Source organism: Phaeobacter sp. B1627, assembly GCF_006265095.1.
GTDB lineage: Bacteria > Pseudomonadota > Alphaproteobacteria > Rhodobacterales > Rhodobacteraceae > Epibacterium.
Genome location: NZ_VCNK01000018.1, coordinates 120,726 through 146,508 on the forward strand (window position 1 = coordinate 120,726; position 25,783 = coordinate 146,508).

Below are 25,783 nucleotides of genomic sequence, written 5' to 3' on the forward strand. Positions count from 1 at the left end.
TCCAACGGCTGCCGCGTATACAAGAAAGGCACATCCCATGCTCAACAATATCGGCCTTCCCGGCATTCTCCTGATTGCTGTCGTCGTTCTGGTTCTTTTCGGTCGTGGCAAGATCTCATCGCTGATGGGGGAAGTTGGCAAAGGCATCACCTCGTTCAAAAAAGGCATCAGCGAAGGCAGCAAAGAGCTGGAAGAGGACATTGCGGATGGCGCCCGCGACGTCACCCCGGATGCTGAAAAAGACAAGGCGTAAGATCTAGATGTTCGATCTTGGCTGGACCGAGCTTCTGGTCATCGGCGTTGTCGCCCTGATTGTCGTAGGCCCGAAGGATCTGCCTGTGTTGTTCCGCAACGTGGGCCGGTTCGTCGGCAAGGCGCGCGGAATGGCGCGCGAATTCAGCCGCGCCATGAGCGATGCCGCCGATGAGGCGGGTGTCAGCGACATCCAGAAGACCTTCAAATCCGCGACCAATCCCATGGGCGCGGCGATGGACAGTATGAAAGACGCCACCCGAGAGCTGACGTCATCGCTGGACCCGACGAAATTCGACTCTGCGAGCGAAACCGGAAAGCTGGCCGCAGATCGGGCAGAGAGCGCCAAGAAAATTCAGGCGGCCACTGCGCGTGCCGCCGCCGAGCGCAAGGCCCGTGAGGCTGCGGAGGCTCTGGCCAAGGCAGAAGAAGCCGAGGCGGCCCTCGCCCCACCAGCCGCCCCCGACAGTGAGACCAAGGCATGAGCCAAACCGAAGATATCGACGATTCCACGGCCCCGCTGATCGAGCATCTGGCGGAACTGCGCACCCGGCTCATCCGCGCGGTGATCGCCTTTGCGGTGGGGATCATCCTGGCGTTCATGGTGGCCGAGCCGATCCTGCAATTTCTGGTGCATCCGATCGAGGCGACCCTGCGCGAGCTGGGCGACCCGTCTCCGACGCTTCAGTATACGTCGCCACAGGAATATCTGTTCACCCTGTTCCGGATCTCCATGGTGTTCGGTTTTGCACTGTCTTTTCCGGTGATCGGCTTTCAGCTGTGGCGGTTTGTGGCGCCGGGGCTCTACAAAAGCGAAAAGGGCGCCTTCATGCCGTTCCTGGTCGCGTCGCCGTTCATGTTCCTGCTGGGGGCATCCTTTGCGCAATTCGTGGTGACACCGCTGGCCATGCAGTTCTTTCTGGGCTTTGCGGATGTCAGTTCGATCTTTGCCGATCTCCTGTCGCGGGCGTCGGGAGAGGTGCCGGTGGATGTTGCGGTGGTGCCGGAGACCAGCGAAGGCATCAAGATCACGTTTTTCGGCAAGGTCAACGAGAGCCTCGACATTACGCTGAAGTTCATCATGGCCTTTGGTCTTTGCTTTCAGCTGCCGGTGCTGCTGACCCTGATGGGCAAGGCCGGGCTGGTCAGCGCTGCGGGTCTCGCGGGGATGCGCAAATATGCGGTGGTGGCGATTTTGCTGCTGGCTGCGGTGGTGACGCCACCGGATGTGATCACCCAGCTCATTCTCTTCACGGTTGTCTACGGGCTCTACGAGATTTCGATATTCCTGGTCGGCCGGGTCGAGAGATCGCGTGAGGCCAAGCTGCGGGCCGAAGGCTACTATGACGATGAGGTCGATGAAGATTAACCACCGTCCTGCGCGCGGTCCTCTACGCCGCCCTGCACTTTGAACCGGAAATGGCGCGCCCCCTGAGCAGGCGCGCCATTTTCTCTTGTGGACAGGCCAGAGGACAGGCAACAGGACGGGCAACAGGAGAGGGGCGAAACTGCCGCGCGCGTAGCGCATCCCTCAGGCGGGGAGCACTACAGGGGTTGCATAGCGGGGATCCGGCAGGATCTGACAGGGCAGATCAAAGACCCGCAGCATGGTGTCCTGTGTCACCACCTCTGCGGGCGGGCCTGCGGTGATCACCTCTCCGGCCCTGAGGGCGACCAGATGATCGCAGAACCGGGAGGCCAGATTGAGATCATGCAGCACCGCGATCACCGTCTTGCCATGGCTGCGGGCGAGGTCCGTCACCAGCTCCAGTATGTCGATCTGATGGTGCAGATCCAGAAATGTCGTCGGCTCGTCAAGCAAGACCAGCGGTGTGTCCTGGGCCAGTACCATGGCAATCCAAGCGCGTTGACGCTGACCACCGGACAGGGACGCGACGGCCCTGTCGGCAAGATCCGACAGGCCGACCCGGGCGATTGCCGTCCGGACCGCCTGCCGGTCATGCTGGGTCATCGGGCGAAAGGCGCGCAGATAGGGGGTGCGGCCGCGTGCGATCAGATCCGCGACGGTCATGCTGTCGGGGGCCTGAGCGGATTGCGGCAGGATCGCGATCTGGCGGGCGCGCTCCGTGGCGGACAATGCGGACACCGGCTGATCCTGCCAGTTTACGGCACCGTGCTGCATCGGCTGCAGCCCGGCAATTGTGCGCAGCAATGTGGTCTTGCCGCAGCCATTGGGGCCGATCAGCCCGGTCACCTTTCCGGTGGGGAGGGCCAGCGACAGGTTCTGCAGGACAGGTTGCCCGGCCAGCGACACGCTCAGGTTTTCGATCACAACGCTCATATGGCCTCCTAGAGCTGACCTGTGCGGATGCGCCGCGTCAGGATGTAGATCAGCCACGGCGCGCCGATCATTGCGGTGTAGATCCCCGCCGGCAGCAGGGCCGATGGGGCAAGCGCCCGTGCCGCCATGTCCGACAGGGTGACAAGGGCGGCCCCCGTCAGCGCCGTGCCAATCAGGTTCGGTCCGCCACGGCCAAGGCGGCGCGCCACGGGGCCGGATACAAAGGCGACAAAGGCGAGGGGGCCTGCGACTGCGACCATCGCCGAGGCCAGCAGGGCGGCGCCTGTGGCCAGAGCCGGGCGCCACGCCCTGAGCCGGATGCCCCAGGCGCGCGCCAGATCATCGCCCAGTTCGATCCGGTCCAGAACCCGTTCGCTGCCGGCCAGCCCAAGCCCGAGTGTGGCGGTGACCCCGGCGGCAAGGGCGGCTTCGGGCCAGCCGATGCTATTGAGGGACCCTGCAAGCCAGGCCATGGCCTGGCCGGCGGCTGCGTCACCTGCGCGTATGATCATGATGTTCAACCCCGCCGAACAGGTGATCCCGCAGCCAATCCCGTAGAGGACCAGCCGCTGTGGATCGATACCGCCCGAGCGTGACAGCGAGAGCGAGAAGATCAGCGCCATCGTCAGAAGTCCCCCGGCAGCGGCTCCGGCCATCGCCGCGCCGCCGGCCAATTGCAGGGCAACGCCGCCGAATGCCGCGCCTTGGGTGATGCCGACAATATCGGGAGAGGCAAGCGGGTTGCGGAGCAGGGACTGAAACACCGCGCCCGACAGGCCCAATCCGGCTCCGATGCTCAGGCCCGCAACCACGCGTGGCAATCGCAGCTCCCAGATCAGGAAATCGCCATTTGGTCCCGCGATGAGACCGTCCCACAGGGCGTTTGGCCCGAGCCAGATCCGTCCGGCCGCCAGCGACAGGGCCGCAAGCGCCAGCAGGGCACAGATTGCGACGGTCATCCTCATGTTGCGGGCCTCAGGACGCGTGAGAGCAGCACCATGAACGCAGGCCCTCCGATGACAGCCAGCACAAGGCCGATCGCGATCTCCGAGGGGCGCGCGGCCACCCGCCCCAAGGTGTCGCAGGCCAGCACCATGGCCGCGCCAAGCGGCAAGGCGGCAACCAGGGTCAGGCCGGTGGCCGAACCGGTCAGACCCCGCACCAGATGCGGGATGATGAGGCCGACAAAGCCGAGCGGCCCGGCCAAAGCGACCGAGCCGCCGGACAGCAATGTCACAGCCAGAAGGGCCGCGGCCGCCGCGCGGGCAGGCCGGGCCCCGAGGCCTGCGGCGACATCGTGGCCGAGGGCAAGGGCGTCCAGACCTCGGGCCGCAGCGAGCGCCAGCGCGACACCGGCTGCAAACACCGGCAGCAGGCGGGTCAGAGTGTCGAAGGTTGCCTGTCCCAGCGATCCGACCATCCAGAAGCGATAGAGATCGCGGGTCTCCGTATTCAGCAGGACAACGGCGGCCACCATCGACAGGCACAGGCTGCTGATCGCAGTGCCGGCAAGGGGCAGGCGGATCGTCAATGCCCGGTTGTCGGAGGCCTCCTGTCCGCCCGCCAGCGCCCAGACCGCAGCCGCCGACAGCCCCGCACCGATGATCGCCGCAAGAGCGATGGCAGGCACATCCTGCGGACCAAAGCTCCAGAGCACCGCGACCACCGCCAGCGCCGCCCCGGCATTGACCCCCATCAGACCGGGATCGGCGAGCGGGTTGCGGGTCAGCCCCTGCATGATCACTCCGGCCCCTGCCAGCGCGGCGCCGCAGATGGCGCCGCTCAGGGCGCGCTGCAGCCGCAATCCGCGCAGGACACCATGGAGCGGATCACCGGGGTCAAATGCTGTCAGCGCCTGCCAGAGGGTCGCCACCGGTATCGAGCGCGCGCCAAAGGCCAGCGAGGCCGCAAAGGCCGCGAGAAAAACACCACAGGACATGGCGAGGATCAGCAGGGGCGAATGGGATCGGATGCGCATGAGTTGGCCGGGAACACGGAACGGAACGGGCTTGCACTGCGCTGGCTGCCCCTGAGTGAACCACTCGGTCTGCGGGGTCAAGGGGCCGCGCGCTTTGGCTGGACTGGACCCCGACCTGACCCCGAGCCGACCCTGACTTGGCCCCGACCTTCCCAAGACTTGACCCGGGCCCTGCAGGGCGCTAGCCGGATCGGGTTCCCAGCCGCCTGTCCATCCCCGGCCAGGCTGTTCTCCAAGTTGAAGGAATGACCATGCGGGTTTTGCTCACCACACTCCTGATCCTGTTGTTTGCTCCCATCACCCAGGCGGCAGAGTTTCCGGTCCGGATCGTCCACCAGTATGGGGAGACGGAAATAGCGGCGGAACCCCGGCGGGTGATCTCCGTCGGCTATCATGAGCAGGACTTTCTCTATGCGCTGGGCATTGCGCCGGTGGGTGTCCATGAGTGGTTTGGCGGCTATGACTACGCCACCTGGCCCTGGGCAGAACCTGCGCGGCGAGCCCTGGGGGCGGTGCCGGAGGTGCAACATGGCTTTGAGATCGATATTGAATGGGTGCTGGCTCAGGAGCCGGACCTGATCGTTGCGACATTTGCGCCGCTGGACGAGCGCAGCTACCGGTTGCTGTCGCGGATCGCGCCTGTGGTTGCGCCGCCGCTGGGCTATCCCGCATGGGGCGCCCCCTGGGAGGCCGAACTGCGCCTGATCGGGGAGGCGACCGGGCGGTCGACGGCCGCCGAGGAGATCATTGATCAGCTGGATCAGCGCCTCGACGACCTGGTGGCGACGCATCCTGAACTGGCCGGACAATCCGGAACCGCGGCGCATTTCTCGGGTGGGCGGATTGTTGGCTATCGGCCGAGCGACGGCGCGAACCGGTTGTTGGCGCGCCTTGGGGTCGAAACGCCCGAGACCTTTGAGGAGCTGGCCGGACCGGGGGGGAATTTTGGCGTCAGCCCGGAACGGCTCGATCTGTTCGACCTCGATGTGGTGCTTTGGCTGACGGATGAGCCATCGCGGGGCATCATCGAAGGGTTGCCGGGGTTCGCTGGCTTGCGTCTGTCCCGAGAAGGCCGATCGGTTTGGGCGGATCGGGAGCTGATGGGGGCCATGAGCTTTCAGTCGCCCCTGTCCATAGATTGGGCGTTGAACCGTCTGGTCCCGGCGCTGGTAGCGGCGGTGGATGGCAAACCTGCGACACTGGGTCAGGAAGTTCAAACTCTGGCTCCTGTGACCCGTTGACCGCATCGCGCGAGTTTAATAACTGGTACTCAACCGAGGCACAGATCCAATCTCTTACCAAGGCGGCCACCGGGCACATTGCCCGAAATTTTAATTTACGCTGACTCGGTGCTCTTTTCAGATTTTGTTGTCGAAGGCGAGAACCGCCCGGGTCGGCCAGATTGAGACCGGACCGAAATGAAAATTAGATGCCTATTTGTTCCCCTCGGGAGCAAACGCATGGTCGCGCTTTTTCTAAGTTCGACCATGCTGTGCCATCCTGCGCTGGCGCAGGATCCCCTGATCCAGTTGCAAGACATCAATGTCAGCCAGGCTGAGGAAACACCCATCTCCGGCGGCGATGGGTATCGCGCGTCCGAAACCACAGCGGGTTTCAAAGGTGGCGTGCCTGTCACCGAGGTGCCACGCTCCGTATCGGTGGTGACGGCGCAGGAAATTGAGGATCGTACCCCGGCGCAGATTGAGGATGCCGTTGCCTATACCCCCGGTCTGAACGCCTCCAACTGGGGCGTTGACGATCGCTTCGATCAGTTCATGATCCGCGGCTTTGAAACGGGGTCGACCGGGATCTTCCGGGATGGGTTGATCCAGAAAACCCTCAACTTTTCCGGCTTCAAGACCGATCCCTATCTGGCGGAGCGGATCGATGTCCTGCGCGGCCCAAGTGGCGTGATGTATGGCCCCGGCGATGCGGGCGGCATGATCAACATCATCACCAAACGCCCCCGCTTTGAGAAATTTGGCGAGGCGCGGTTGCAGTTTGGCTCGCACAATACCGCTCAGGTCGCTGTCGATTTGGGCGACCACAATGAAGCGGACACGCTGGCCTGGCGTCTGACGGGCTTGACCCGCAACGGCGGCAATGAAGCGGAGGGCGTGGAGGATGACCGGACCCTCGGCGCGCTGGCGCTGACATGGGCCCCGACCGACCGCACCGAGGTGACCTTCCTCGGTCACTATCAGGAGGACAGCCTCGCCCCGAACATGTTGCTGCCCGTCGCGGGCGAGGACTATGCCGCAAGCCTCGGTGCCTTGCCGGAGAGCTTTGTCAACAGTCAGCATGACTTCAACCAGTTCGATACCGAGGGCTGGTCGGTCGGTTATCAGGCCCGGCACGAGGTGAACAGCCAACTCAGCCTGCGCCAGAACCTTCGGTACGCGAAGCAGGACACCGAGTATCGCCACCTCTATTTTGGCGGCATGGCCAATGCCAACACGATGCAGTTCTGGGATTTCACCGTCTTTGAAGAGGCAACAGTCCTCGCGGTGGATACGCAGGTCGAATATCGCGGGACCTTTGGCGGCGCTGAGAATACGCTGCTTGCAGGGATCGACTATACCCGGCGGATCCTGGACGGCACTCAGGGGTTTGGCTCCGGCTATCAGATCAGCGTGACCAACCCGAGCTATGATTTCGGCGTCAGCGATCCGGGCAATTATCTGGACCGCAAGGAGACCGAGGATCAGATCGGGCAGTATGTTCAGAATCACACCCGGTTCAGCAATGGGGTGACGGTGACTGCAGGGCTGCGCAAAAGCAGGGTGAGCACGGAAACCGAGGACCGTCTCGGCGGCACCATCACCACGCAGGACGATGATGCGCTGACCGCGTCACTGGGCGCGACCTGGGATCTGGGCAATGGGTTTGTCCCCTACGCAAGCTACGCCGAAGGGTTCACGACAAACATCGGCAGCGCCTTTGACGGCAGCCCGTTCAAGCCCACCGAGAGCAAGCAATTCGAGGCCGGGCTGCGCTATCAACCCTCCGGCCGCAACATGCTGTTGTCGGCGGCTGTGTTCGACGTGACAAAAACCAACGTTCTGACCACCGATCCCACCAATTCCGGCTTCCAGGTTCAGACCGGTGAAATCCGCCACAAGGGGCTTGAGCTTGAGGCCCGCGGTCAGGTGACCAACACTCTGGCGGCGATCTTCAGCTATTCCTACATCGATGCGGAGATCACCCAGTCAAACAACGGCGATGCCGGCAACCGGACTGGCAAAGTTCCGGAGCATCTGGCCGCGCTGTGGCTGGACTATGCCTTTGACGGGCCGATGTCCGGGCTGAAACTGGGCGGTGGTCTGCGCTATGTCGGTGAAAGCTGGGGCGACAATGCGAATACGCGCCAGGTCGAGGACTACGTTCTTGCCGATCTCTCGGTCAGCTATGCCTGGGATGACTACCGCGTTTCGCTGGGGGTGACCAACCTGTTTGACAAGGACTATGCCGCCACCTGCGAAAGCGTGGGCTATGGCTGTATCAGCGGTGAAGGCCGCGAGATCACCTTTGCGCTGAGCCGGAAGTTCTGAAGGTCCTGACGGACCGGCAGCGAGTCAAATGAGAACGGGCCGGAGAATACTCCGGCCCGTTTTCGTGTGTGCCGTTTTGCCTGGGTCTGACCTGAGACGGTCAAAGCATGCGGGCCAAGCCATGCCGGTCACAGAGCGAAGGCGCGCTCCAGATCCTGCCGGAACTGTTCATGAAACAGCCGGTCGCCAATGATATGCAGATGGTTGGTGCCGGGCACCACCGCAGAGGGTCTGGCCTGTGAGGAATAGCGCCGCCAATCCACCAGATTGAGCCCCCGGCTGAGGCTGTCGCCTGCGCTGTAGGAGGTGACGGGCACCTGCAGCGTTTCCAGCTGATACCGGCGAAACACCAGCGCGTTGTCAATCAATACCCAAAAGGTGTGTTCACGGCTGGAAACCTCTGGCCCGTCAAAGGGCAACGGGTCTGCTTCATTGCCGATAAAGCGCAGGAACTGGTCATAGCACAGCCGGTCCATTGCTCCGATGAGCGAGTCCCACTGCGGCCGCATCCGTGTTTTGGCAAGCCATGCGTGCAGTTCCGCTTCGAGCGCCTGCCGCTCGCCCGCCGCGAATTCCGGCTCCGCGCCGGGCGCGAAATCGCGGCCGAGGTCGCAGACGTCGACCATGCCGATCATGCCGATCTCCGTCTCAGCCTGCAATTGCCGCGCCGCTTCCCATGCGAGCAACCCACCCCAGCTCCAGCCGAGGAAGGCACAGGGGCGGCCTGCGCTTTCCCTGCGGATATGCTCCACATAGGGGGCAACGACGTCGGACACCGACACATTCAGGTGTTTCTCCTCGTTGAGGGAATGGCAGAGAAACCCGGTGACGGGCTGATCCTCGCCCAGATGGGCCGTCAGGCGCATATACTCGCGGGTGGAAACCAAAAGCCCCGGGAAGCAATAGAGCATCGGCCGCGATCCCGTGCCCCGCAGGGCGATCGCCTGCCGCCCGGTGGCGCTGCCCGAGTCAATCCGGCGCGCCAGCGCCCGGGCGGTCGGGGCATCAAAGAGATCGGCGATGGTCAGGGGCGTGTCCGGCCAGCGCCTCCGCATCAGTGCCAGAACTTTCAGCGCGGTCAGGGACTTGCCGCCCATATCAAAGAAATCGTCAGTGACGCCCATTTCCGGGTTGCCGATTTCCCGCCGCCAGATGTTCAGGATGCCTGCCTCCGTCTCTCCTTCGGGGGCGACACCGGCCGATGTGCGACGGCGGGCCCCGGGCATGGGCAAGGCTGCGCGGTCCAGTTTCGCATTCGGATTGGTGGGCATCCGGTCCATAACGACAATGGCCGAGGGCACCATATGCTTCGGCAGCCGGGCTTCGAGGGCCCGCAGCAGGTCCTCTTCACGCACCGTTTCCGGGGCCACGGCGTAGCCGATCAGACGTTTGTCTTCGCCCTCGCCGCGCAGCAGAACCAGCGCCTCCGAGACACCGGGATGCTCCAGCAAGGCGGCCTCGATCTCGCCCGGCTCGATCCGATAGCCGTTCAGCTTGACCTGCAGGTCAACGCGGCCGAGAAACTCAATGGTGCCGTCTTCGCGCCAGCGACCGAGGTCGCCGGACCGGTAGAGGCGGGCCCCTTCGCGGCCGTCCAGCGCAGGGGCAAAAGGGTCGGGGATGAAGCGCTCTGCGGTGGTGCCAGGGCGATTGACATAGCCGCGCGCAACCCCTTCGCCGCCCAGATGGATTTCGCCAACAACGCCGATCGGGCAGGGCATCATCCGACTGTCCAGCACATAGGCGCGCCGATTTCCCACCGCGCGGCCCAGCGGTGCATAGGCGCCGTCAAACCGGGTTCCGGCCCGGACCTTCCAGACCATCGGCGTCATGATCGTCTCTGTCGGCCCATAGCCATTGATCAGCAACGGCGCCCGCAATTCCCGCGACAGCAGGTCAAATGTGGTCTGCGCCAGCCCCTCGCCGCCAAAGGAGTAGAGACGCATGTCCGGGGCTTCGCCGGTCTGTTCGGCCCATTCCGCCAGTTGCTGCAGATAGGTGGTCGGGATCGAGGCATTGTTGCAGCCATATTTGCGCATCGCCTCAAAGGTCTGCTCCGGTGTCCAGAGCGGCCCGTCGGGGATCACCGCCGACCCGCCCATCATCAGCGGGTTCATCCAGCGTTCGTGGCCGCCATCCGAGGAAAACGGAAGAAACGGCAATTCGCAGCTCTCGCTGCTCATCTCATAGACCCGCGCGGTGTCCTGCAGGTGATTGCTCAGCGGGCCATGCTCGACCGCGACCCCCTTGGGTTTGCCGGTGGAGCCGGAAGTATACATGATATAGGCCATCTGATCCGGGTGGATCGTCACCAGCGGGTCAGTCTCCGGGCTGCCGGCACCGGGATCATCGTCCAGACACAGCACAGAGGCATCGATGCCATCGGGAAGCCGATCAAGGTAGCTCCGCCGGGTGATCACCACCTGCACGCCGCCGTCGGATAAAATATGGTGATTGCGGCTTTCGGGATGGTCGGGTTCGACCGGAATATAGGCGCCGCCTGCCTTGAGAGTGGCGAGTATGGCCATCACCGCCTCTATGCCGCGCTCCACCATGATGGCGACGGGGACTTCGGCGCCGACGCCCTGCGCGATCAGGCTATGGGCGAGGCGGTTGCTGGCGCGGTTCAGTTTGTCGTGGCTCCAGATGCGGCCCGCGCAGATCAGCGCTGTCTTGTCCGGGCTCTGCCGGGCGTGATCGGCGATGATTTCATGCACCGCACGGGGATCATTGGCGGTCTGGTCTTCATAGGGGGCGGACAACAGGTCCAGCTCATCCGGGGCGACAAGCGCGATCCTGTCCGCAGCCAGGTCAGGCGTGTCCAGACCAGAGGCCAGAACCCGTGTCACATGCATCAGCAACCGGTCGATCAGATTGGGTTCGAACAGGCCGCGTGCGTAATTCGCCCGCAGTTCCAGCTTGCCATCGGCGCGACTTGCGGACAGCAGGCATTCACCCCGCGCCGCCGGTTGTGCAATATCAAGACGCCGGACGCCGTCGGGCAGGGCGGGCGTTTCAAGGACATGCAGGGTGATGGCGCCCAGCACATGCCGGTCGGCACCGTCACGCCGCAGCATATCCTGGACCAGAACCTCCGAGGGCAGCGCCTGCGCGCGCGCCTCAGCCAACGCGCGTCCGGTTTCCGCCAGCGCCGCGCCAAAGGGATCCCCGAGCTGCAGGGTGAGGCACAGGGGCAGGATATCCTCGCTGCGCCGGGGGCTGCCGATGTGCTGCTCTCCGATGGCGAACCGCAGCCTGTTCTGGCCGGTGTAGCGTGCGAGCACCACGCCAAGCGCGGCGGCGATCAGAACCTCCAGCGGCTGCTCGTGTTGGTCCAGACCTGCGGTCGTTGCGGTGTCCACAATCCGGCAGGCGGTGCCGCGTTCGGGATCCTCGGTGCCGTTGTAGCGATGGGGCAGCCGGGCATTCAGCACCGTTTCATCGCTCAGCAGCGGGCGCCAATACTCAAGCCGGCCGCGCTGATCTTCCGAGGACAGCGGGATCGGGACAGGGAGCAGCGGTGACGCCAGCGGCCCGTCCTGCGATGCTGCGGTATCCTGCAGGGCAGCGAAACCCTGCAGGGCAGCGCCGAGGGCGACCGCGATGGTGTTCAGGACACCGGGGTCCGCTATTGACGGATGCAGCGCGACCGCAAAGCGGTGCGTTTGATGGGCGGCGTCGGCCGGGGCGACAAGCATCATCGCCAGCGCGCCGCCGGTCATATCAAACTTGGCTCTCTTCAGGCGGTGTTCCACCTCGTCGACGGGGCATACGACCAAAGCGATCCGGTCGCCGTCGTCCTGAGAGCGAAAGATCTCTCCGCCCGCGCGCCGGTGCAGGCGGGCCGCAAAGACCGGGTGATCGGCCAGCACCCTCTCGGCCGCCTGGCGCAATTGTCCGAACTGCCAGGCAGAGCCGATCTCCAGATGGAGGAGCTGGATGGAATACGGGGCCAGTTGCCCCACCTGATCATGGGCGCATATCTGTTTCTCGCCGGGGGTGAGGGGGATCAACTCAGCGGCGTTTCGGGTCTGATGTGCTTGGCCGGCCGACGGGACCCGGCGCGCTTCGAGGTCGGTTTCGGTGGTCATGCCATCGCCTCCTTCAGGGCAATCGGGCGCGGATCGCTCCAGCGGGTCTCCAGATCAGCAAGGCAGTCCTCGTGACGGGCGGCGGCGCCTTTGGCCGTCCATCCCTGCGGGACCGGCAAGTCCGCAGGCCAGACGGACCAGCGTCCTTCGGTGTTCACTACGCAAAGCCACAGGCCAACATCGGGTGAGGTCATCAGAATCTCCATCAGAGTCTTGTCCCCTGCAAGACGCAGGCCGCACGGCGGAATTCACCTCCCGCCAAATAAAGTTTCTGCGGATGTGAATTTCCACAGCACTTCCCCGTCTCAACCTCGACCGCTCACCCTGGACTGCAACCTCCGGCCGCGGCGCCGGAACTTTTGAAGAGACCCTCCACTTGCCCCATTTGCCCCCGGCCTATTTGCCCTCGGCCCATTTGCCCTCGGCCCGTTTGCCTCCGGAATGGCTGCGCCCCATCCATTTGCCATCCACGCGCCCATCCGATTGCCGACCCATTCGCCAGCCTGTGCGCCAGTCCATTTGTCAGAGCGTGGCCGATGATGACGCCAATTGATCTGGGCAGCCCGGCCTTGCTGAAGACGCTGCTGCGCACGGCGCTGCCTGCTGTGGGCGGGCTGTCGATCAATGCCACCCATCAGGGGGTCGATGCCTTCTTCGTCGGACAGTTGGGGCCGGAGGCGCTGGCGGCGGTCAGCCTCGCCTTGCCCCTGACGGGGGTGACGGCTGCCATCGGCGTCGGGCTCGGGGTGGGCACAGCGGCAGCGGTTGCGCGCGCGCTCGGGCGGGCGGAGACATCGCAGGCGCGGCGGGCCGCAGGGCAGATTGCGTCGACGGCGATGGTGTTGTGCGTCTTTCTGGCGGTCTGTCTGGTGGCGCTGCTGTGGGGCATGCGCGGGCCGCTTCTGGACCTTCTCGGGGCCACGCAGACCGTGCGGGCGCCGGCTTCTGAATATCTGTCGGTGATGGTCTTCGCGGCCGGGTTCGGGATGGTTCAGATCCTGTGCGATTTCACCGCGATCGGCGAGGGGAACGCCCGCTTCAGCCTGGCAAGCCTGGTTCTGTGTTTTGGCCTGAACATGGCGCTCGATCCGGTGCTGATCTTCTGGTTTGGCTGGGGGGTGAAGGGCGCGGCACTGGCGACGGTCGCGGCACAGCTTGCCACGCTGGCGCTATACGCAATCTATTTTACCCGCGGTCGCGGCAGGATCCGGCTCACGCCGAGGTTGTCGTCCTCCTCCCTGTTGCGGCTATGGGAGGTGCTGCGCGTTGGCTTGCCGGAGGCGGGCTCTGTCCTGTTGGCAAGTGTTGCCTTCGTGCTGTTGTACCGTCTGGCCGGGAACCTGCAGGGGGCCGAGGGGCAGGCCGCGATGGGCATCGCTCTGCGGCTCTGGGTGCTCGCCTGCCTGCCGGTCGAGGGGTTCTGTCTTGGGGCGCAACCGGTTCTGGCCCATGCGGTCGGCGCAGGAGAGGGCAGGCGGCTCAGTCTGGCGGCCTTTTGGGTGGCGGCAATCGCGGTTGCCTGTGCCTTTCTGTTCATGGTGGCGGGGCTTGCGGTTCCGCTCCGTCTGGCTGGTCTCTTTGCACAGGATCCTGCAGTGCTGGCGCTTGCCGTTCCCGCCATCGGGGCATTGGCGCTGTCCCTGCCGGCAATGGCTTTGCGCCACGCGGCTCAAATCACCCTGCAGGCCACAGCCAGAGCTCGTCTGGCCGCTATTCTCGGCCTCGCACCGCTGGGCTGGCTGTTCCTGCCGGTGCTGATGCTCTCCACCTCTCTGCGCGGTTTCGACGGGCTTGCCGTCGGCCTTGCGACATCTGCGCTGCTGACCGGCATTGGCGCCGCCGTGATCCTGTGGCGGTTGCCACGCTTCTCCCTGAAAGGAATTCCCGCATGAAAGACCAGCACACGCTTTGTGATATTCCCGCATCGAACCGGATGACGGCGGAGCTGATTGCCCCCCGGACCCCGATGCCCCATGACGCCAGTTCGGTGCCTATCTTCCAGACCTCGTCGTTTTTGTTCGACCGGTACGAGGACATGGCTGCGGTCTTCGCAGGCGAGTCCGAACGCTATATCTACACCCGCGGAGACAATCCCACCGTCGCCGAGCTCGAAAGTCTGATCGCCCGGATGGAGGGGGTTGACGCGGCGCGCGGATTTGCGTCGGGCATGGCGGCAATTGCCGCTGCGGTTCTGCCCTTTGTAGAGGCCGGCAGCCGCGTGGTCGCGGTCGAGAACCTCTATTCGGATGCCTTCCGCCTGTTTGAATGCGTGCTGAAAAAGTTCGGCGTCACCACCCAATATGTCGACGGCACGGATACCCAGGCGGTGGTGGACGCGCTGCCGGGAGCCAGTCTGGTTTATCTGGAAAGCCCGACCTCATGGAGTTTCACCACACAGGACCTGCGCGAAATCGGAGCGGCGGCCCGGGCGCAGGGGGTGATCTCTGTGATCGACAACAGCTGGGCCACACCGCTGTTTCAACGCCCGGCGGAATTCGGCATCGACCTGATCGTGCATGCGGCCTCAAAATATCTGGCGGGTCATTCCGACACGATTGCCGGTCTGGTGGCGGGACCGAAATCCCTGATCGACCGGATCAATCACGAAGCCTATCACTATCTCGGCGGCAAGATGTCTCCCTTCGATGCCTGGCTGGTCCTGCGCGGACTGCGAACCCTGCATCTGCGGATGTCGCGCCATTCGCAGAACGGGCTGGCGCTGGGTCGGGCCCTGTCGGGGCATCCCGCAGTCACCCGGGTGCGCCATCCGGCGTTCGAGGCCAACCCGGGCAATGCCTGCCTGTCCGGATACGGCGGCCTGTTCGCTTTTGATCTGGAGGACAGTGTCGATATCGCCCGCTTCACCAATGCGCTCAAGGTGGTGAAGATCGGTGTCAGCTGGGGCGGGCCGGAGAGCCTGGTCATCCCGGCCCAGGCGGCGTTGGGGCTGTCGGGCGCGGCCAATGTGTTTCAGCGATTTGGCACTCCCGCCGGATCGGTGCGGCTTGCGGCGGGGCTTGAAAATGGCGATGCACTGGTAGAGGACGTGGTGACTGCCATCGAAGAGGCCCGGACGTGACATTTGATACCCCGATAGATACGCCGCTTGACCCCATGGTACCTGAGGGCGAGGTATGGACTGGCGCCCGCTGGTACGATCTGACTGATACTGACAGCGGTGCCATCCGGCGCGTTTTCATTTGGGTGCCTCCGGGCGATGCCCCGACAGAGGGCTGGCCTGTGCTGGTCCTGACCGACGGAAACGCGGTGATCGGCACCGCCATCGATGCCATGCGGGCGCAGGCCTGCTATCCGTCGGGCACCAATGTCGAATGGGGAGTTCTGGTCGCAGTCGGATACCCCACGCCGGATGCCTATGACCCGTTTCGCCGCAGCTGGGATCTTGGCCCGCCGCCGGGGCAAAGCTATCCGCCCTTCTGGGAGGGGGGCGACGAGGTGCGCACGGGGGGCGGTGCGGAAATGGCGCGCTTCCTGCTGGAGCAGGTCCGCCCGTTCGTCGCCACCAAAGCGCCGATCAACCCGGCGCGTCAGGGGCTTTTTGGCCACTCCTTTGGCGGATTGTTCGCCCTTTGGCTGATGTTCACCCGCCCCGAGGCCTTCAGCCACTGGATCGCCGCCAGCCCTGCAATCACTTGGGAGGACAGCTTCCTGCTGGATCACCTGGCGCGGTTCGATCCCCGCGAACAGGCCATCTACGTCCATCTTTCGGCGGGCGAATGGGAGGGGGACCGACTTGCCCCCTTTCAGGAAGCGGCGGAAGATGCGGCAACCCGCCTGGCGGAAAAGGCAAAGACACGGACGCTGACCGCCGCGCAGGAAATGGCGGCTCAACTGGCGGACTATCCCGGTGTGAGGGCCGAATATGAAACCTATGCGGGTGAAAATCACATGTCGGTGCTCGCCGTGGCGGTCAACCGCGCGGTGCAAAAGGTCTTTGCCATCAGCTAGCCGGCAGGCCGCCCGACGGTCGCGGCCATGCGAAGTTCGCGGGTTTCCGGTATGACGGAAATCCGTGGCGCGGCCAGGCAATATGGCGATTGCCGCCGGGCCAAAAAAATCTCAAGATAATCACGTTTTATCGTGAATTTCCCCTGTCCTCCTTCGTTTTATTGATGAGCCTGCGCATTGGGCCAGGCATCAACGAACGGAGGATTTCCCCGTGTCTCTGGATACCACTGTTGCCGTGGAGTTGCCCTGTTGGGCCAGGCGGAACGGCGACCGCGTAACTGTTTTCGAACAGGGCACCCGACTGGAGCTTGAGGTTTGCGATGCAGGCGGCGGGCGGCTGGAGCTCTTGCCGCCCAAGATGGGGAGTGCAACCCTTGCGGGAACACTGGCCGCCTGTGAAGCTCTGTCGAACCACAACAGCGGCGAGGTGTTGATCGTCTTGAACCGGGACGGGTGGCAGGCGTTGGAAGCCGACCTCCTGCGCCGTGGCGCGGCTCAGGTTCTGGACGCTGACCGGCTGGCTGTGTTCCCTGAACTGCTGTGGCAGCTCCCGGATCTATGGTTGCCGGACCGCCAAATCGGATTTCCGCAGGTGATGGTGGCGGGGCCGCACGGGCAGCATCCACTGCGCCCGCCAAAGGGGCAGGGGCTTTTGTATCATCGCTATATTCCCTGGCTCGATCAGGTGTTCTCGCTGCGGGCGTTGGACGGTGACGCGGATCTGGACCTGTTCCATCGCTGGATGAATGATGAAAGGGTCGCCGCCTTTTTCGAGGAGGCCGGCTCGCTGGATCAGCATCGGGCCTATCTGGCGCGGATGGCGCAGGATCGGCATATGATGCCGGTGCTTGGCTGCCTGTCCGGCCGCCCGTTTTGCTATTTCGAACTCTACTGGGCCCGCGAAAACCGCGTGGGCGCCCATTACGATGCGGGCCATTGGGACCGGGGATGGCATGTGCTGGTGGGCGATGACACGGCGCGCGGCGCTGATTTCATCACCGCCTGGCTGCCGTCCCTGATGCACTACATGTTCCTGTCGGAGCCGCGCAGCCAGGCCTTGGTCGGAGAGCCGGCCGCAAGTCATGATCAGCAGTTGCGAAACCTGACCAGGGCCGGGTTCGCCAAGGTCAAAGAGTTTGATTTCGCACATAAAAGAGCAGTGCTGGTGCGGTTGGAACGGGACTATTTTTTCAAGGCCCGTCTCTGGGCGCGACCGGCGCCGGACGAGCCCGGCCGTCCCCTGCAGCTATCCCTTTCCGCCCTTCTGAATTCCGGAGATGAGTGATGACCGATCAAGAAAAAATTCACGATGTAATTGGTGTCGGCTTTGGCCCGTCCAACCTCGCACTCGCCATTGCGCTGAAGGAACGCAATGCGGCGCTGGATGCGATCTTCCTCGAAGCCAAGGACAGCTTCGCCTGGCATCCTGACATGCTGCTCGACAATTCCGATATGCAGGTGTCCTTTATCAAGGATCTGGTGACGCTGCGCAATCCGGCCAGCCCGTATTCCTTCCTCAGCTACCTGCACGCGAAGGGACGCATGGAGCGGTTTGTGAACCGCAAGACCTTCTTTCCCAGCCGTCACGAATTCAACGACTATTTCACCTGGGCGGCAGCGCACCATCAGGACTATTGCCACTACAATCAAAGCGTTGTGCGGGTGGCCCCGGTGCAGGGACCAAATGGTGCGGTGGAGCTTCTGGACGTGGTCTCGGAGGATCCTGCAGGTGTTCAGACCCGGCGCCGGACCCGGGATCTGGTGCTGGCTGTCGGTGGCAGGCCCAATGTGCCGGAGGTCTTTTCCGAACTGCGGGGCCACCCGGCGGTGGTGCACAGCTCCGCCTATCTCAGCACCGTGAAGCCGAGGTTGGCGGCGTCCGGCCGTCCTCTGAAGGTGGCCGTCATCGGGTCGGGGCAAAGTGGCGCCGAGATCTTTTGGGATCTGGCAAACGATGTCGCCCGTCCGGAGGTGGATTTCATCTTTCGCAGCCACGCGCTGAAACCGTCGGACGACAGCCCCTTCGTCAACGAGATCTTTGACGCAGGCTTCACCTCCTATGTGTTCAATCAGCCGCCTCAGCGCCGCGCAGCGGTTCTGGCTGAATATGCCAATACCAACTATTCGGTGGTTGACGGTGATCTGATCGAACAGATTTACGGGCTGTTTTACGAACAGGACGTGGTCGGCGGCAACAGCCACGCCCTCCTGCGCAGCACGCGTGTCGTTGCAGCCGAGTCGGGGCCTGCGCCAGAAACCGGGCAGCATCCGCAGGTGGAGCTCCTGCTCGCTCCGGTGGAGGGGGGCGAGGAGCTGCGCTGCCGCTATGATCTCGTCATCCTCGCCACCGGGTTCAGGCGCCGCCTCGGAGAGACGTTGCTGGCAGGTCTCGAAGAGTTCCTGACCGGTGTTGAAACCGACCGAGGCTACCGGATTGGCACCACTGCGGGATTCGGGCCTCGGATCTTCCTGCAGGGCTATAGCGAAAACACCCACGGACTGAGCGATACGCTGTTGTCGGTTCTGCCTGTGCGCGCGGATGAGATCGCCAGTGGGCTGATGTCGCCCCGGGACAAGGATCGCCAATTGCTGACCGCAGCAGAATAATATTTGATCCGCCCGCCGGGAGTGACCTCTGCGGGCGGGTTCTTGGCGGGCGCAGGTCAAGGCGCGGCCCATTTCACGGTCTGTTTGCAAAGTTATATTTGACCTGGTTGAGCCAATCCGGCATAGAGGCACTGCAACCAATGGTAATGTATACCTAAGGCAGTTCCCCAATAAGTAGAATTCGTGTCGGGCAGTGCCCGACCCTATGCCCTTGGAAGAACCATGTCACACTGCACTTCGTTGCCGGTTTGCGAAATCCTCGTAGGTGAACTGATTTCGCGCCGGAAACTGCACCTTTCCCACGCCTTGAAATATGTCGGTCGCCCGGACGCGGCCGAAGATATACTGCAAAACACGGCGCTGAAATGCCTGAGCAGCCCGCCGCAGACCCCGCCGGATAGCCCGCGCTGCTATGTGTCCAGAATGGTGCGCAACGCCGCGATCGATTATCTGCGAAAACACGCAAGAGAGGTCTCGACCTCCTTTGAGGAGGAGGGGCAGCTGGCCAGGGCGGGAACGACCTCGCTGTGCGGGCATGTGTGTCTGGAGGACAAACAGGAACTGGCCGCCGTGGCGCGGGCGCTCTCGCGTCTTCCGGCCCGCAAGAGGGATGCCTTCCTGCGGCACAGGCTGTCAGAGGTGCCGCAGAAGCGGATCGCCGAAGAGCTGAAGGTGTCGCGGGCATTGATCAACGTCATGATCAAACAGGCTGACCGCCACTGTGCGATGGCGTTGACGGAGGGAGACGCGGCCTATGGCGCACAATTCTTTGCGCAATAGGGCGTGTGCCACTCCTTCCTGCCTGCCTCTATATATCTCTCTCTAGCCGCACCGATCGAGATGGTCTGTCGCCGTCTGAGCGCGCAGGCCGAGCTCAGGCTTGCTGCTTCCGCCGGAACATGATTTGTCATCGCGCAACTGATGATGGAGGACGGCGGAATGGATCTGGAAATGCTGAAGCGGATTGCAGAGGCGATGGAGCGTATGGCGCCTGCGCCACTCTCGACGCCGGAATTTTCAGCAGCGTCGGGGTTCGTCTGGCATGTGGCCCCGGACCGGTTGGAACCGGTGCCGGAGATCAGCCGGGTTGACCTGAACCTTTTGCTGGGGATCGACCGGTCCCGCGATACATTGCTGGAGAATACCCGTCGGTTCGCGGCCGGACATGCGGCAAACAATGCCCTGTTGTGGGGCGCGCGCGGGATGGGAAAGTCGTCTTTGGTGAAGGCGATCCATGGCGCGCTGGCTGTCGATTTCCCAGAGCTGAAATTGGTGGAGCTGCAACGCGAGGATCTGCCGACGGTGGCGCGGCTTCTGAATCATCTCCGTGGGGCGCCTTACCGCTTCATTCTGTTCTGTGACGATCTGTCGTTCAGCCACGACGACCAACATTACAAGAGCCTGAAGGCGGTGTTGGACGGAGGCATTGAAGGGCGGCCGGAGAACGTGGTGTTCTATGCGACCTCCAATCGCCGCCATCTGATGCCGCGCGATATGATCGAGAATGAACGCTCCTCTGCGATCAACCCGGCCGAGGCCGTGGAGGAAAAGGTCTCCCTGTCTGACCGGTTCGGGCTGTGGCTCGGGTTTCATCCCTGCAACCAGGATGCCTATCTGGCAATGATTGACGGCTATTGCGAGGCCTATGGGCTGACGGTCGATGCCGAAGAGCTGCGGGCGGAGGCCATCGAATGGCAGGCCACACGGGGCGCGCGTTCGGGCCGGGTGGCCTGGCAGTTCTTCACCGATCTGGCGGGGCGACACGGGGTTTCTCTGCGCTGACATACGGTCAGTCGCACGCTGTGGCGCCCCTTCGGGGCGCCACAGCGCCCGGCCCAAGGAGCACGAACGCCGGTCAGGCGGCAGTCCTGCGCGGGAGAGCACCCCGATCCCGGGTGCAAACGCCTGCATTGACGGGCAATCGGGTGTTCCCGCGGACCAGAGCACAGTCTGGGAGCAGACGCATCATCGGGATTTTCGTGGTCGCCGAGGCAGCCGGAGCTGCCTTGCGGGTGCGCTGCAAAAGAGGGGGGGCTCCCGCCCGGCGGGCCGCCTTTGTAAAAGACAGCCCTCCCGTTGGGCCGGGCGCCGGGCCTGAAGGCCCGGCGGGGTGGCTCCTGGAGGCGAGGGTTTCGCTATTGCAGATAGGGCAGCGGATCGACGCTGTCGAACCCGTCACGCACCTCAAAATGGACATAGGCCTCTTCGGGGGTGTTGCGCAATTGGGCGATGGTCTGGCCACGGTTGACGCGGTCGCCCTTGGTGACCTTGATGTCGTCTACATTGGCGTAGACCGACAACAGATTGCGGTCATGGCGGACCACGATGATCGGGATCTTGTTCGAATCGGCGGTGATGGCCGCAATGGTCCCGGCCTCAGCGGCCTTGACCGCGCTACCGGGCGACGCAGAGATATCGATGCCGTCATTCTTGCCCTTGGAGTAGGCGCGAATGATCTTGCCGGTGACCGGATAGGCCATGGCGCTTTGTGAGGTGCGGGTGGGCGCTTCGATATCAACGGTCGGTTTGGGCTCGGCGCGGGCTTCGGCTGCGGGAGTGACGTCTTCGTCCGGTAGTGGCTGGGCGGCACTGGGCGGCGTTGGTGTGGCACTGCCGACGCCGGGGGCTGCGACTGCGACATCCGCCGACGGGGCGGTTGACGGCGCCGTCTGGTCCTTCAGCGGAATCAGCAGGTATTGCCCTTCGCGGACGGTGAATTCACTGTTCAGACCGTTCCACTCGGCCAGCGATTTGACCGGGATCTGGTAGAGCCGCGCGATGGTATAGGCGGTTTCGCCCCGGGTGACCTTGTGACGCACCGGCTCGGGCCCGTCCTGCACCGCGACAGGCGCGGATTTCTGCGGTGTCTCCTGCAGCGTGGTGGTGGTCACGGAGCCGGGATTTGGTGAGGTGGCAGGCGCGCGGGCAATGGCGTCGCCCGCCAGCGATGCGATATCGACGCCACCGGGGGTCGTGTTGCCGCCGCGTACAGAAGCCTCTGGCGCGCGACGGGGCAGCACCAGAACCTCGCCTTTGCGCAGGGTGTCGTCGGTCTGGACGCCGTTGAACCGGGCGACATCAATGGCGGGGAGCCCCACGCGGGCCGCTAGGTCGGAGACGCTGTCGCCGCGCTGCGCCACCGCCACCTGATAGGAGGGATAGGTGATCAGACCACGCGCGTCGGGTGCGGGGCGCGCCTCGGTTGCGGTCTGGGCCGCGCTGGTGGTGTTGAAGGCACCGATCTGGCCGCGCAGATCATAGTCCAGCGGCGCGGTGCAGGCAGCAGCCATCAGCACCACCGGCAATAGGGCGGCGATTTTGCGGCGAACTGGACGAACAGGGTGAACGGCGCGAACACCAGTAGGGCGAAGGACCTTGCGGGGACGGGTCATGTCTTTGCTCTCCTCGAATTATGTCTCCTGTCAGACGGAGACTTGGTCGGCAACGATATCCAGCATCCCGCATGGGTCACCGGACCGGCAGATCGCGGTGGCGCAACACCGGGACTGCTCCCGGCATAGGACAGCTCAGGTCTCTTTTCCAAGCCCTTCCAGCAGCGGAACAAAGCGAACCGGGCGCAATTCGTCGTATTCAAGCCCGATTTCGGTCTTTCGCACACGAATGAGGGTCTGGACAGCATCGGACTGCCCCACCGGGACCACCATGATGCCGCCGACCTTGAGCTGGCTCAGCAGCGGTCCCGGCGGATCCTCTGCGGCAGCAGTGACGATGATTCGGTCAAACGGTGCCTGATCCGGCAGGCCGTAGCTGCCATCGCCCACCAGCGAGGTGATATTGGCAAGGCGCAGCGACTGGAACACCTGACGCGCCTCACGTACCAGCCTGTTGTGACGATCGATGGTGTAGACCCGCCGGGCCAGTTTGGCGAGGATGGCAGCCTGATAGCCGGAGCCGGTCCCCACCTCAAGCACGGTGTCGCGAGGGGATACCTGTAGCGCCTGTGTCATCAGCCCGACCACAGAGGGCTGCGAGATGGTCTGGCCGCAGGAAATGGGCAGCGGCACATCCTCATAGGCACGGCTGGAGAAAATTCCCCGCAGGAACAACCCCCTGTCCACCGCTTCCATGGCCGCAAGCACAGAGGCCTCGGTCACGCCGCGCGAGCGCAGCGCGAAGAGGAATTGCATCTGGGTTTCTGCGTCGGGGGCTGTCATTCGAGTGTCTTGAGAGCCTCCAGCGCGTCATGCGCGGTCAGATCGGCACGCATCGGGGTCACCGAGATATAGCCGCCCAGATTGGCGTGGGCGTCGCTGCCGGGGGCGGTGGCGATCTGCTGGTCACCGCCCCGCATCCAGACAAAGCGGCGGCCATTCGGGGAGAGTTGCTCCTCGGCGGAAAACCCGGTTCCGGCACGCAGGCCCTGCCGTGTGATCCGCAGGCCCTGCACCTCTGCCGCAGCGACCGGCGGGAAGTTGATGTTGTAGAACAGGCCGTAGTCCTCGGTGTTTTCAGGCTGGGCGGCCAGGATTTTCTGCACGACCGCCGCGCCATGGGTGCGGGCCGCTTCGAAGGGGTCGTGAAGGTCGCGGTTTCCAGCGCCATAGTATTGCGACAAGGCCATCGCAGGCAGCCCCTGCAGGGCGCCTTCCATGGCGCCACCAAGCGTGCCGGAATAGAGCGCGTTTTCAGCAGAGTTGTTGCCCCTGTTGACGCCGGACAATACGAGATCGGGGCGATGATCGCGCATCACCACATGCAGGGCGGCGAGGACGCAATCGGCCGGTGAGCCTTCGGCTGCGAACCGGCGCGGGCCGAGTTCGGAGATCATCGAGGGGTGCGTGTAGCTGATGCAATGGCCAACCCCGGATTGTTCAAAGGCCGGTGCCACGGTCCAGACCTCGCCCTCGGGACCCGCCAGAGCCGTGGCGATCTGTTCCAGAGCCTTGAGACCCGGGGCGCTGATGCCGTCGTCATTGGTGACCAGTATGCGCATGTGGACCCCTTGCATGGTTGCGGAGTTTGTCGGATTTGCGGCGAATTCTACAGCCTTCCGAATGGGATCCTGAATAGGCTGCGGGCTGCGGCAGGGCAAGGTTCTTGCCCCTTGAATTCGGGCACATCCGGCCGGGGTGTGGCCAAATCACCCGCACTGGGCGGGCATGGAGCGCCGGGGCGCTGCCCCGGACCCCGAGGTATTTTTGAAAAGATGAAAGGAGATCAGTCGGCGAGGATCTGGGGCAGCAGCCTGAATGCGGCATCGGCAACCGGTGTCAGTGCATCGCGGTCTTCACCGGGGAAAAAACGGGCGCGCAGGGCTGTTGGCATGGCAGGCGGCGTCAGCAGGCGAACCTGGGGCCCGGTGCGTGCAGTTTCGGCCTGCCAGCTGCGCACCAGTGCCAATTGGGCAGCTTTGGTGGCGCCATAGGCCCCGAAGAATTTCTCGCCGGCGCGGGGGTCGTCGAAAAACACGGCCGTGCCCGTTTGGCCCAGCAGGGGGGCCACGTAGGGGATGAGTACTGAGGTGGCTGTTGCGTTGATTTCGACCGATTTGCTCCAGTCCTTTGGCGCCACATGATGCGCGGGGCTGAGCGGAGCGGCGTGGATGGCGCTGTGCACCCAGAGATCCAGCTTGCCCCAGCGGTCGTAGATGCCGCGGCAGAGCGTGGCCATGGCCTCGGGCAGGGTGATGTCCATGGGCGCCAGAGTGGCGGAACCGCCGCGGGCCTTGATCCGGTCGTCAAGCTCTTCGAGCGCGCCGGTGGTGCGGGCGACGGCAACGATGTGATGGGTGGGCGCGAGCGCTTCGGCCAAAGCGGCGCCAAGGCCCCGCGAGGCCCCGGTGATGAGGGCGAGTCTGTCGGTCATGGACGCCTACATGCGGTGCCGCCGCGCCGGGGTCAAGCCCCGGTCTGATTCCCGGTTTCGCGGTCGCTTTGACTGGGCGGGCATTGACTGGGCAGGCTTTGACGGTGCGGGCATTGACAGGGCGGGTCGGGCGGGCCGCTGGGCTTGGGGCTCAGTCGGAGAGGATTGGCAGGCGGGCGACCGTGCCCCTGCGTTCCACCAGCAGGCCTTCGGCATCGATTGCGACAATCTGGCCGATGGTGAGGCGTTCGCCTGCCTCCACGGTTTTGATCCGTCCGGACGACAGCCGCACCAGACCCTGCAGGGCATCCTGTGGGCCGAACAGGCCGATCAGGGCAAGGCCGCGATCGGGCAGGGCGTTTTCTTTGGTTGCAAGGGCTTCGGCGGTCGTTGTTTGGGAGTTGGCCATTCGGAGTCCGGATATGGCACCGTCCTTCCGGTTTCCCGGGGAGGTGCGAAAATGTGGGTGGCAGCGGGGTGCTGACGGGCTGCTATCAGGATGGGGGCGCCGGGCAAAGAGCATGCTGGGCGCAGATAGCGGAGATCTGCCGATCCTGCCTCGGGCGAGGCTGCCGTGAAGGCCCGTCAGGAATCATAGACCAGCGAGGCGAGATCGTGTCCGTAGGCGTGCAGGACCCCCAGCAGATCGTCGAGGTCGAGGCCCAGTTCCTGCATGCGGGCAAGATCGTGGTTGACCTCGGACACCTGAAGTTCCGGGTATTCGCCTTCGGGGCGCATATGCAGCATGCAGGCCAGCGGGCCACCGCTTTCGGGGGGGATCTGGTTGGAGAGCCAGGCAGGGCGGCTGCCCATGCTTTCGATCTCGCGCAGTTCGAAAAGGTCGAGATAGTCGTCGAAAACATCCTCGCTGACGCCGGCCCAGGTGCCCAGAATGAATTCTTCACCGCCGGTATCGGCCAGCGGAATCGCCAGAACGGCGCGCAGAAAGCGCAGGGATCCGAAGCGGCAGAAGTCTTCGGTCAGAACATCCCCGTCGGTGGCGAAAACGGCGGTGTTGTCCTGCACCGGCATGTCAGCTGGGCAGATGTCCGGCCGATCGCAGGAGAGGCTGAGAAGCTGGGCAAATGTCGCGCCGCAGCAGCGGCATTGACGCGAAGAGCTCAGCATACGGGCAAGATGCGCGTCCACGAAGGCGCCCCTTTCGAAAGTGAAATAGAGAAAGGCGCTGACCGGATGGGTCAGCGCC

General features: G+C 64.0%; 23 protein-coding genes. 12 read left to right on the plus strand and 11 right to left on the minus strand.

The window, feature by feature from the left end; genetic code table 11:
* Positions 1-37: 37 nt before the first annotated feature.
* From FGE21_RS10590 to FGE21_RS10600, 3 genes are read left to right on the plus strand one after another with little or no spacing between them, the layout of a single operon-like run.
* Positions 38-253: a twin-arginine translocase TatA/TatE family subunit gene (locus FGE21_RS10590; RefSeq protein ID WP_139663259.1), complete on the plus strand. Its 216-nt coding sequence runs from the start codon at positions 38-40 to the stop codon at positions 251-253.
* 7 nt (positions 254-260) lie between these two features.
* Positions 261-737: a Sec-independent protein translocase protein TatB gene (gene tatB / locus FGE21_RS10595; RefSeq protein WP_139663260.1), complete on the plus strand. Its 477-nt coding sequence runs from the start codon at positions 261-263 to the stop codon at positions 735-737.
* Complete coding sequence (locus tag FGE21_RS10600; RefSeq protein ID WP_139663261.1) at positions 734-1,621, plus strand: twin-arginine translocase subunit TatC; 888 nt, start codon at positions 734-736, stop codon at positions 1,619-1,621. Before tatB ends, FGE21_RS10600 begins: the two co-directional genes overlap by 4 nt.
* A 162-nt stretch (positions 1,622-1,783) precedes the next feature.
* On the opposite strand, the gene FGE21_RS10605 is transcribed toward FGE21_RS10600, so the two are convergent.
* The 3 genes from FGE21_RS10605 to FGE21_RS10615 are packed head-to-tail and all read right to left on the minus strand — an operon-like array spanning position 1,784 to position 4,532.
* Positions 1,784-2,554 carry an ABC transporter ATP-binding protein gene (locus FGE21_RS10605; protein ID WP_139663262.1) on the minus strand — a complete coding sequence of 257 codons (771 nt, stop codon included), beginning with the start codon at positions 2,552-2,554 and terminating at the stop codon, positions 1,784-1,786.
* 8 nt (positions 2,555-2,562) lie between these two features.
* Positions 2,563-3,519, minus strand: coding sequence for an iron chelate uptake ABC transporter family permease subunit (locus FGE21_RS10610; RefSeq protein WP_139663263.1), 957 nt, complete (start codon positions 3,517-3,519; stop codon positions 2,563-2,565).
* Complete coding sequence (locus FGE21_RS10615; protein WP_139663264.1) at positions 3,516-4,532, minus strand: iron ABC transporter permease; 1,017 nt, start codon at positions 4,530-4,532, stop codon at positions 3,516-3,518. The genes FGE21_RS10610 and FGE21_RS10615 overlap by 4 nt, the downstream gene beginning before the upstream one ends.
* Before the next feature lie 251 nt (positions 4,533-4,783).
* Here FGE21_RS10615 and FGE21_RS10620 point away from each other — a divergent pair, with 251 nt between their 5' ends.
* Together FGE21_RS10620 and FGE21_RS10625 are read left to right on the plus strand one after the other, a co-directional pair.
* Complete coding sequence (locus FGE21_RS10620; protein WP_176695413.1) at positions 4,784-5,773, plus strand: ABC transporter substrate-binding protein; 990 nt, start codon at positions 4,784-4,786, stop codon at positions 5,771-5,773.
* A gap of 219 nt (positions 5,774-5,992) precedes the next feature.
* Entirely contained in the window at positions 5,993-8,083 is a 2,091-nt protein-coding gene (locus FGE21_RS10625; protein WP_176695414.1) for a TonB-dependent siderophore receptor, read from the plus strand.
* 128 nt (positions 8,084-8,211) lie between these two features.
* Here the strand turns inward: FGE21_RS10625 and FGE21_RS10630 are convergent, their stop codons facing one another.
* Both FGE21_RS10630 and FGE21_RS10635 read right to left on the minus strand, forming a co-directional pair.
* A complete protein-coding gene (locus FGE21_RS10630) occupies positions 8,212-12,174 on the minus strand; it encodes a non-ribosomal peptide synthetase (RefSeq protein WP_139663267.1) in 3,963 nt (1,320 codons plus the stop codon).
* The gene (locus tag FGE21_RS10635) at positions 12,171-12,368 is read right to left on the minus strand and encodes an MbtH family NRPS accessory protein (protein WP_139663268.1); all 198 of its coding nucleotides are present in this window, start codon (positions 12,366-12,368) and stop codon (positions 12,171-12,173) included. The genes FGE21_RS10630 and FGE21_RS10635 overlap by 4 nt, the downstream gene beginning before the upstream one ends.
* 342 nt (positions 12,369-12,710) lie before the next feature.
* On the opposite strand from FGE21_RS10635, the gene FGE21_RS10640 reads away from it, so the two are divergent.
* The 7 genes from FGE21_RS10640 (at position 12,711) to FGE21_RS10670 (ending at position 20,532) form a co-directional block, all read left to right on the plus strand.
* The gene (locus tag FGE21_RS10640; protein WP_139663269.1) at positions 12,711-14,066 is read left to right on the plus strand and encodes an MATE family efflux transporter; all 1,356 of its coding nucleotides are present in this window, start codon (positions 12,711-12,713) and stop codon (positions 14,064-14,066) included.
* Positions 14,063-15,253 carry a PLP-dependent transferase gene (locus FGE21_RS10645; protein WP_176695415.1) on the plus strand — a complete coding sequence of 397 codons (1,191 nt, stop codon included), beginning with the start codon at positions 14,063-14,065 and terminating at the stop codon, positions 15,251-15,253. The genes FGE21_RS10640 and FGE21_RS10645 overlap by 4 nt, the downstream gene beginning before the upstream one ends.
* Positions 15,250-16,143, plus strand: a complete 894-nt coding sequence (locus FGE21_RS10650; protein WP_255731503.1) for an alpha/beta hydrolase — start codon at positions 15,250-15,252, stop codon at positions 16,141-16,143. Before FGE21_RS10645 ends, FGE21_RS10650 begins: the two co-directional genes overlap by 4 nt.
* Before the next feature lie 211 nt (positions 16,144-16,354).
* Positions 16,355-17,428, plus strand: a complete 1,074-nt coding sequence (locus FGE21_RS10655) for a GNAT family N-acetyltransferase (RefSeq protein ID WP_218062779.1) — start codon at positions 16,355-16,357, stop codon at positions 17,426-17,428.
* Positions 17,428-18,750 (plus strand): lysine N(6)-hydroxylase/L-ornithine N(5)-oxygenase family protein, encoded by a 1,323-nt coding sequence (locus FGE21_RS10660; protein ID WP_139663270.1) that lies wholly within the window; start codon positions 17,428-17,430, stop codon positions 18,748-18,750. The genes FGE21_RS10655 and FGE21_RS10660 overlap by 1 nt, the downstream gene beginning before the upstream one ends.
* A 222-nt stretch (positions 18,751-18,972) precedes the next feature.
* Complete coding sequence (locus FGE21_RS10665; protein WP_139663271.1) at positions 18,973-19,530, plus strand: sigma-70 family RNA polymerase sigma factor; 558 nt, start codon at positions 18,973-18,975, stop codon at positions 19,528-19,530.
* Positions 19,531-19,689: 159 nt separating this feature from the next.
* Positions 19,690-20,532, plus strand: a complete 843-nt coding sequence (locus FGE21_RS10670) for an ATP-binding protein (RefSeq protein ID WP_139663272.1) — start codon at positions 19,690-19,692, stop codon at positions 20,530-20,532.
* 353 nt (positions 20,533-20,885) lie between these two features.
* Here FGE21_RS10670 and FGE21_RS10675 read toward each other — a convergent pair whose 3' ends face one another.
* The 6 genes from FGE21_RS10675 to FGE21_RS10700 form a co-directional block, all read right to left on the minus strand.
* A complete protein-coding gene (locus FGE21_RS10675) occupies positions 20,886-22,142 on the minus strand; it encodes a peptidoglycan DD-metalloendopeptidase family protein (protein ID WP_139663273.1) in 1,257 nt (418 codons plus the stop codon).
* Between the two features lie 135 nt (positions 22,143-22,277).
* Positions 22,278-22,925: a protein-L-isoaspartate(D-aspartate) O-methyltransferase gene (locus FGE21_RS10680; RefSeq protein ID WP_139663274.1), complete on the minus strand. Its 648-nt coding sequence runs from the start codon at positions 22,923-22,925 to the stop codon at positions 22,278-22,280.
* The gene (gene surE / locus FGE21_RS10685) at positions 22,922-23,704 is read right to left on the minus strand and encodes a 5'/3'-nucleotidase SurE (RefSeq protein WP_139663275.1); all 783 of its coding nucleotides are present in this window, start codon (positions 23,702-23,704) and stop codon (positions 22,922-22,924) included. Before surE ends, FGE21_RS10680 begins: the two co-directional genes overlap by 4 nt.
* A gap of 224 nt (positions 23,705-23,928) precedes the next feature.
* Positions 23,929-24,576 carry an SDR family oxidoreductase gene (locus FGE21_RS10690; RefSeq protein ID WP_139663276.1) on the minus strand — a complete coding sequence of 216 codons (648 nt, stop codon included), beginning with the start codon at positions 24,574-24,576 and terminating at the stop codon, positions 23,929-23,931.
* Positions 24,577-24,727: 151 nt separating this feature from the next.
* A complete protein-coding gene (locus FGE21_RS10695) occupies positions 24,728-24,985 on the minus strand; it encodes a hypothetical protein (protein ID WP_139663277.1) in 258 nt (85 codons plus the stop codon).
* 176 nt (positions 24,986-25,161) lie between these two features.
* Positions 25,162-25,725 (minus strand): DUF2199 domain-containing protein, encoded by a 564-nt coding sequence (locus FGE21_RS10700; RefSeq protein ID WP_139663278.1) that lies wholly within the window; start codon positions 25,723-25,725, stop codon positions 25,162-25,164.
* Positions 25,726-25,783: the final 58 nt, after the last annotated feature.